Source organism: Streptomyces sp. 13-12-16, from assembly GCF_002114215.1.
In the GTDB taxonomy this organism is placed as follows: Bacteria; Actinomycetota; Actinomycetes; order Streptomycetales; family Streptomycetaceae; genus Streptomyces.
The window spans coordinates 1-6,770 of record NZ_NCTE01000630.1; the positions used below are offsets into that span (position 1 = coordinate 1).

The window sequence follows — 6,770 nt, forward strand, 5'->3', positions numbered from 1 at the left end:
CGGGGCCGCCGCCCTGTCTCCGCCGGCGGCGGCCCCGCCCGGCGGCGCGCTGCGTGCAGCGGGCGGAGGAGGAAACCCGCTCCAGCCGACCCCTACGACAACAAGGCACCAAGGCGTGTTGCTGCCGCAGGCCGCGCAACCAGCCCTGCACGAAAGTCCGTATTGCGGCATTTCGAGAAGTTCATTTTGACTAGGTGCCAGGGACTCCGTTGCCGAGCGCACGGGCGGGATCGGAGACAGCCCGGACGGGCGAGTGCGGCAAAGAGGAGCAGACATGGAGATCACCGGTGTCACGGACGAACCTCGACGAGACCGGGTGGCACACCGCATCGAGATGCTGACCGCGATCATGTCGGGCACGGGGACTCTCCTCATGGGAGTGGGTGCGGTCCTCGCAGTTCTGCGGTGACGGGCTGCTGTACGGCAGAGCGGTACTGCGACCGCACCGAACCCGGCCGGTCGTTTAGGTCAGAATCTGACCTCGATGGCCCCTAGTGTCCTTCCTGCCCGACGGAATACGCCCCACGGAAGGCAGTGACCATGAGCGAGACCGCGACCGTCAACGAACCGGCCACCTCCGACTCGACCCATGAGCCGGCCCTCACCGGCGAGCGCGCCGACCTGCTGGAGGCCCTGGCCAAGCATCGGCACTTCCTGCGCTTCACCACCCGTGACCTCACCGACGAGCAGGCCGGGCGCCGGACCACCGCCAGCCGGCTGTGCCTGGGCGGCCTGATCAAACATGTCACCGCGGTCGAGCGGAGCTGGGCGCAGTTCATCCTGGACGGCCCGTCGGCGATGCCCGACTTCGCCACCATGACCGAGGCCGACTGGGCCCGACGGGACGACGAGTTCCGGATGCTGCCCCACGAGACGCTGACCGGCGTGCTCGCCGACTACGACAGGACGGCCCGCCGGACCGACGAACTGGTCGCCACCCTCCCCGACCTGAACACCGCACAACCGCTGCCGAAGGCCCCGTGGTTCGAGCCGGGTGCGCGGTGGTCGGCCCGCCGGGTGCTGATGCACATCATCGCCGAGACCGCCCAGCACGCCGGCCACGCCGACATCATCCGCGAGTCCCTGGACGGCGCCAAGTCCATGGGCTAGCCGACGGCGCGGCAGGACTCCGGCCACTCGAACGACAGACGCCTTCGCACGGGTGTCCCGGTCCGCCGAGCCGAGTCGACGGCCAAGGCAGGGGTGAGAGCCATGGGGCTCAGCCGCTCCGACCGGTAGGCCCTTCGAGGGCAGTCCTCACGTTGACCGTGCCCCGTACTTCCCGGAACGCTGCGCTCCCGGTGAATCAATAGCTGTGTCCGCGAAATGAGGTTTCCACGGGACGTGCGGACAGGTTTCTTGTCATGATTAGCAGAGTGGGATTCTCCACCGCACACATGGCTGCCGCGACGTGCTACCTTCGATCTCAGTTGCAGTTGTGGTTCCCGAAACTTCACATGCTCTCCGGCCGGTTTTCGTATCGCCGGAAGTGCTTGTGCGTCCGGCGTTTTCCGGGTGGGTGATCATCGCGGCGACACGGGTTCCGCACGGTGCGGGCCCCGACGCACTGCCCCGAAGGAGAAATGACATGGCTACCGGTACCGTGAAGTGGTTCAACGCGGAAAAGGGCTTCGGCTTCATTGAGCAGGACGGTGGCGGCGCCGACGTGTTCGCCCACTACTCGAACATCGCCGCCCAGGGCTTCCGAGAGCTGCTCGAGGGCCAGAAGGTGTCCTTCGACATCGCGCAGGGCCAGAAGGGCCCGACGGCCGAGAACATCGTTCCCGCCTGACACTGACGCGCACTTCGCAGCTGGGGCCCGCATCCTTCGGGGTGCGGGCCCCAGCTGCTCGCGTTTCCCGCAGTGGTTCCACCTGTGGGCGACAACCGGGAAATCCGTAGGCCCACCGCGCACGGATCGCCCTTCGGGGGGGCGGACGCACCCCGCATCCCCGTACAGCCGCATCGCCGTGGACGTACGAATACCGCGTCCACATCGCGCCATTCATTTCAGCGCCCGCGCCCGAACCCGTACGGATTTTTCGTCGGCCGGGTTCGCCGCCGCGTTCCACCGGCCCATTCTTGCAATTCTCCATGCCGCTCATCGCTGCGGGAATTCCTTGATATGTGCCGCATCGAGGAAGGTTCCGCATGAACCGCACACGCACGAACGACCGCTTCGCCCGCACCCGTAGCCGTGGTGCCGACTCCGGAAGGGGCGGCAGCCGATTCGGCTCGCCGGCCCCGCGCCGGTCCGGCGGTCACGGCCGTCGGCCCGCCGCGGTCCGGGGAGAGTTCGCCCTCCCCGAGACGGTCACCCCCGCGCTTCCCGCCGTGGAGGGCTTCACCGATCTCGACATGCCCCGGGAGTTGCTGGCCGCGCTCGGCTCGCAGGGCGTGACCGTACCGTTCCCGATCCAGGCCGCGACCCTCCCGAACTCCCTCGCCGGCCGGGACGTCCTCGGTCGTGGCCGCACCGGTTCCGGCAAGACCCTCGCCTTCGGGCTGGCGCTGCTGGCCCGTACGGCCGGGCAGCGCGCCGAGGCCAGGCAGCCGCTGGGGCTGGTCCTCGTACCGACGCGTGAGCTGGCGCAGCAGGTGACCGACGCGCTCGCCCCGTACGCCCGCTCCGTGAAGCTGCGGCTGGCCACTGTGGTGGGCGGGGTGTCGATCGGCAGGCAGGCGAGCGCGCTGCGCGGTGGCGCCGAGGTCGTCGTCGCCACACCGGGACGCCTCAAGGACCTCATCGACCGCGGCGACTGCCGACTGGACCAGGTCTCCGTCACCGTTCTCGACGAGGCCGACCAGATGGCCGACATGGGCTTCATGCCGCAGGTCACCGCCCTTCTCGACCAGGTCCGCCCCGAGGGTCAGCGCATGCTGTTCTCCGCCACCCTCGACCGCAACGTCGACCTGCTCGTGCGCCGCTACCTCAGCGACCCCGTCGTGCACTCCGTCGACCCCTCGGCCGGCACGGTCACGACGATGGAGCACCATGTGCTGCATGTCCGGGGTGCCGACAAGCACACGGCCACCACCCGGATCGCCGCACGCGACGGCCGCGTGATCATGTTCCTCGACACCAAGCACGCCGTCGACGGCCTCACCGCGCACCTCCTGAACAGCGGGATCCGGGCCGCCGCCCTGCACGGCGGGAAGTCGCAGCCGCAACGCACCCGTACGCTGGCGCAGTTCAGGACCGGGCACGTCAACGTGCTGGTGGCGACCAACGTCGCGGCGCGCGGCATCCACGTCGACAACCTCGACCTCGTCGTCAACGTCGACCCGCCGACCGACCACAAGGACTACCTCCACCGCGGCGGCCGTACGGCCCGCGCCGGCGAGTCCGGCAGCGTCGTCACCCTGGTCACCCCGAACCAGCGCCGCGGCATGACCCGCCTCATGGCAGCGGCCGGCATCGTCCCGCGGACCACTGAGGTCCGCGTCGACGATGAGGCCCTGCACCGCATCACCGGCGCCCAGGCCCCCTCCGGCGTCCCGGTCGTCATCACCGCCCCGGCGGCCGAACGCCCCAAGAAGCGCGGCGGCACGTCGCGCGGCCGTCGCCGCCCCGCTCCGGCGGCCCGGCGCGCACCCGTACCGAGGTCCGCCGGTACGGCCGCATAGAACCTTCGTGATCAGGAAACCGACCCGACTCCGCAGGAGGCACCCTTTGACGCCGGTCCAGACTCAGTCCCGTCCGACGAGTGCCCGCCCCGTGCACGGTACGGTCGCCGACGCCGTGGACGCGGCCGGACCGCAGGTCTGGGAGGACATGACCGTGGAGGTGGCGCTGTCCGTGATGGCCGCCGCCCGTACGGGTCGTCTGATCGTCTGCGACGAGGACGGTCTGTGCACCGGCCTGGTCACCCGGGCCGGGCTCACGGCCGCTCGTGACGGTTCCGGATACACGGACCGGATCCGTCTGCGTGACATCGCCGGCGTCATCGGCCCCTCCCCTCGCCGCTGACCACGAGGGCCCGGGCCGGGCGCGCGATGCGCCGCCGCCGGCCCGGCTCCACCTGTCGCACCCGTACCGGGCCGCACCGACGCGCCGCGGAGGCCCGTCGCAGCGGGCTTCCGCGATGCCGCCCGGCACCCCCTGTCCGTCCGGCCGACGGAACGGGCGCGAGCCGAACTGAGCAGTGGGTGAGGGCCCCTAGAAACCGCCGCGTGCCGGTGGGGCCCTCACCGCGTGCCACGCCGCTCTCGGCGCGGCGAGGGGTCAGTGGTCGGAGTAACTGAAGTCGCCCACGGTCCAGGCGCTGACGTCCTCGATCGCGACGCGGTACATCCCGCCCGTCTCCGGGATGCCCACCGCGCCCTGGAGGATCCGGGCGACGTGGAAGTGCAGATGCGTGGGCGGCCCCTCCCTCTTCGCGGGGGCGTCGAAGACGGCGGAGAACTCGCCCAGGCGGGCGGAGTCCGTCAGCACCTCCGACACCCTCCGCCTCCACACGGCTTCGGGAGCCAGGCGGCCGGTGATGACAGCACCACCGGTGACCACGGTCAGGGACATCTGATTGCTCTGCCCGGACTCCACACGGGCGGCGATGTCAACGATCAGCTCGTCAGGCTTCGGCATGAGATCGGATTCTATGCACCCGCCCGTCCGTGCGGCTCGGGTGGTGAAACCGACGGGCGGGACGAGCGCACCCCCCTCCCCCGGTGCCGCGGTACGGGGCGGGGGTGCGCATGCGGGGCGGCTGCGAGCCGGAGGTGGCCCGGAGGGGTCCTCGCACCACGGTCGAGGCGCCGCGTCGGTCGACGGCGTCACGGAAAGCCCGGCGGTGTCACGGAAAGCCCGGCGGGCGGCTCCGGGTCTCATCCGTACGCCGGACCCGTGCCGCGGACGGTCCCCGGCACGCACAGGCCGGTCCGAGGGGATACCTCATCACCGAACGCACTAAATCTATGTTCGCCGGAGTAGACATTCGCACAGCCCGTGGTTACGATTTCTCTCGTAGCCAAGGTCGATCAGGCCCGGCAGACACGAACTGCCGGGCAGCGGTACAAGCAGTACGCAGTTCCCGTTCGCAAGTGATTGATCAAGAGGGAAGAACGGAGGAGTCGAGCGCCATCAGGATCGCCCGGGCGGAAGACGCGAGCCCGGGTACCGCAGGACATCGATAGGCAGGTGGTCTCCGGTCACGCATCCGCGATCCCCGCACCCCCGTCGGAGTACCGGACGGCCGTGCGGAAACAGAAGGCCGACGCAGTACTAGGGTCGGCAGATGGTGTTGTAGTTCCTTCGGGGCCCTGGTGCCGTACGGCACCAGGGCCCCTCCACGCGTTCCACTGAGAGGTGAGATGACAGCAGACGAGTCGCTGGGCCGTCTCGACGACGACGACTACCCCGCCTACACGATGGGCCGGGCCGCCGAGTTGCTCGGTACCACTCCCGGCTTCCTGCGCGCCATAGGCGAAGCACGACTGATCACACCACTGCGTTCCGGGGGCGGGCACCGCCGCTACTCCCGCTACCAGCTGCGCATCGCGGCACGCGCGCGTGAACTCGTCGACCAGGGCACCCCGATCGAGGCCGCGTGCCGGATCATCATCCTCGAGGACCAGCTCGAGGAAGCCCAGCGCATCAACGCCGAGTACCGGCGCGCCGCCGGATCGTCCACCCCACCGGCCGGAACCTGAGGTCGACGGGCCCTCACCCACACCCGGGGACGGTCCCCGTGTCCGGGTGCCCGAGTGTCCGAAAGGCTCCCCGGGAAACCTGGTCGGAGGCCCTCGCCCGGTGTTCGGGAGGGCCTCCGTGCTCGCGGTGCGCCGTCCGGCCGCTTCGTCGGGCCGTAGGGGTGGCGTCCCGTTGAGGACCGGTGGGATTCCGGTTCCGGGAGGGCGGGCAGTCGGTCCCGCCTCTTCGGGCACTCATCGTGCCCCGGGGCTTCCTGACTCGGCGCCCTCGCCACGTTTAACGTCCCGGAGTGAGCCTCTGGACATCCCTCGAGCCCGCCTCCGCGACCGTGGACCCGGGTGGTAGTACGACTGTGCGGCTGCGTCTGCGCAACACCGGTGACGTGGTGGACGAGTACCGCTTCGAGGCGGTGGGCCCCCTCGCGCCCTGGGCCGTCGTGGAGCCGCAGGCGCTGCGGTTGTACCCGGGGACCACGGGGTCGGTGGAGCTGACGTTCGCTCCGCCGCGTACGCCGGACGCGACGGCGGGGCCGAATCCGTACGCGGTGCGGATCACGCCGACGGAGCATCCGGAGGCGACGACGGTCCCGGAGGGGAACCTCACCATCACCCCGTTCACGGAAGTGCGGGCGGAGTTGGTGCCGCAGACGGTGAAGGGCCGTTTCCGCGGCCGTCCGAGGCTGGCCGTGGACAACCTGGGCAACACGAAGCTGACGGCGTCGGTGAGCGGCAGCGACAACGGCGATCAGCTGGCGTACGACATCCATCCGAGCAATGTGCAGATCGAGCCGGGCCGTGCGGCGTTCGTGAGGACGACGCTGAAGCCGCGGCAGATCATCTGGTTCGGGTCGGCGGAGCGCCGGCCCTACACCCTGGCGGTGCAGCGGTCGGGGGTGGCGCCGCTGGAGGTGGAGGGCACGTATGTGCAGCGGGGTTTCCTGCCGCGCTGGCTGGCGGCCTTCCTCAGTGTCGCCATGGCGCTGGCGGTCGCGTTCGTGATGCTGTGGATCGCCTACAAGCCCCAGGTCAGCAGCGCCGCCACCGAAAAGGGCCAGGAGGTCGCCGGCAGTACGCTGCCGCCCGCCCCCGCACCGTCCCTCGACGCGCCGAAGGCCCCGCCC

Annotated in this window: 7 protein-coding genes and 1 pseudogene; 7 read left to right on the forward strand and 1 reads right to left on the reverse strand. The window is 70.3% G+C overall.

Annotated elements, in window-relative coordinates; all coding sequences use genetic code 11:
- Nucleotides 1–274 precede the first annotated feature (274 nt).
- The 5 genes from B7767_RS48305 to B7767_RS24590 all read left to right on the forward strand — a co-directional run bounded on the left by B7767_RS48305 (nucleotide 275) and on the right by B7767_RS24590 (nucleotide 3,970).
- A complete protein-coding gene (locus tag B7767_RS48305; RefSeq protein WP_256923554.1) occupies nucleotides 275–409 on the forward strand; it encodes a hypothetical protein in 135 nt (44 codons plus the stop codon).
- A 131-nt stretch (nucleotides 410–540) separates the two neighbouring features.
- Entirely contained in the window at nucleotides 541–1,110 is a 570-nt protein-coding gene (locus B7767_RS24575) for a DinB family protein (RefSeq protein WP_085574113.1), read from the forward strand.
- Between the two features lie 478 nt (nucleotides 1,111–1,588).
- Complete coding sequence (locus B7767_RS24580) at nucleotides 1,589–1,792, forward strand: cold-shock protein (protein WP_004986771.1); 204 nt, start codon at nucleotides 1,589–1,591, stop codon at nucleotides 1,790–1,792.
- Nucleotides 1,793–2,151: 359 nt separating this feature from the next.
- Complete coding sequence (locus tag B7767_RS24585; RefSeq protein ID WP_085574109.1) at nucleotides 2,152–3,627, forward strand: DEAD/DEAH box helicase; 1,476 nt, start codon at nucleotides 2,152–2,154, stop codon at nucleotides 3,625–3,627.
- Between the two features lie 91 nt (nucleotides 3,628–3,718).
- Nucleotides 3,719–3,970, forward strand: coding sequence for a CBS domain-containing protein (locus B7767_RS24590; RefSeq protein WP_256923555.1), 252 nt, complete (start codon nucleotides 3,719–3,721; stop codon nucleotides 3,968–3,970).
- Nucleotides 3,971–4,225: 255 nt separating this feature from the next.
- Here the strand turns inward: B7767_RS24590 and B7767_RS24595 are convergent, their stop codons facing one another.
- Nucleotides 4,226–4,585, reverse strand: a complete 360-nt coding sequence (locus B7767_RS24595; protein WP_085574111.1) for a hypothetical protein — start codon at nucleotides 4,583–4,585, stop codon at nucleotides 4,226–4,228.
- A 725-nt stretch (nucleotides 4,586–5,310) separates the two neighbouring features.
- Between B7767_RS24595 and B7767_RS24600 the strand changes: the two genes are divergently transcribed.
- On the forward strand, nucleotides 5,311–5,649 hold the full coding sequence (locus B7767_RS24600; protein WP_085574112.1) for a MerR family transcriptional regulator: 339 nt from the start codon (nucleotides 5,311–5,313) through the stop codon (nucleotides 5,647–5,649).
- Between the two features lie 290 nt (nucleotides 5,650–5,939).
- Nucleotides 5,940–6,770: pseudogene (locus B7767_RS24605) on the forward strand (hypothetical protein); the annotation flags it as partial.

Bases quoted from the DNA above. Each gene is read 5' to 3' on its own strand.
- B7767_RS48305 (WP_256923554.1), top strand. From the start codon at position 275: ATGGAGATCACCGGTGTCACGGACGAACCTCGACGAGACCGGGTGGCA.
- B7767_RS24575 (WP_085574113.1), top strand. From the start codon at position 541: ATGAGCGAGACCGCGACCGTCAACGAACCGGCCACCTCCGACTCGACC.
- B7767_RS24580 (WP_004986771.1), top strand. From the start codon at position 1,589: ATGGCTACCGGTACCGTGAAGTGGTTCAACGCGGAAAAGGGCTTCGGC.
- B7767_RS24585 (WP_085574109.1), top strand. From the start codon at position 2,152: ATGAACCGCACACGCACGAACGACCGCTTCGCCCGCACCCGTAGCCGT.
- B7767_RS24595 (WP_085574111.1), bottom strand. From the start codon at position 4,585: ATGCCGAAGCCTGACGAGCTGATCGTTGACATCGCCGCCCGTGTGGAG.
- B7767_RS24600 (WP_085574112.1), top strand. From the start codon at position 5,311: ATGACAGCAGACGAGTCGCTGGGCCGTCTCGACGACGACGACTACCCC.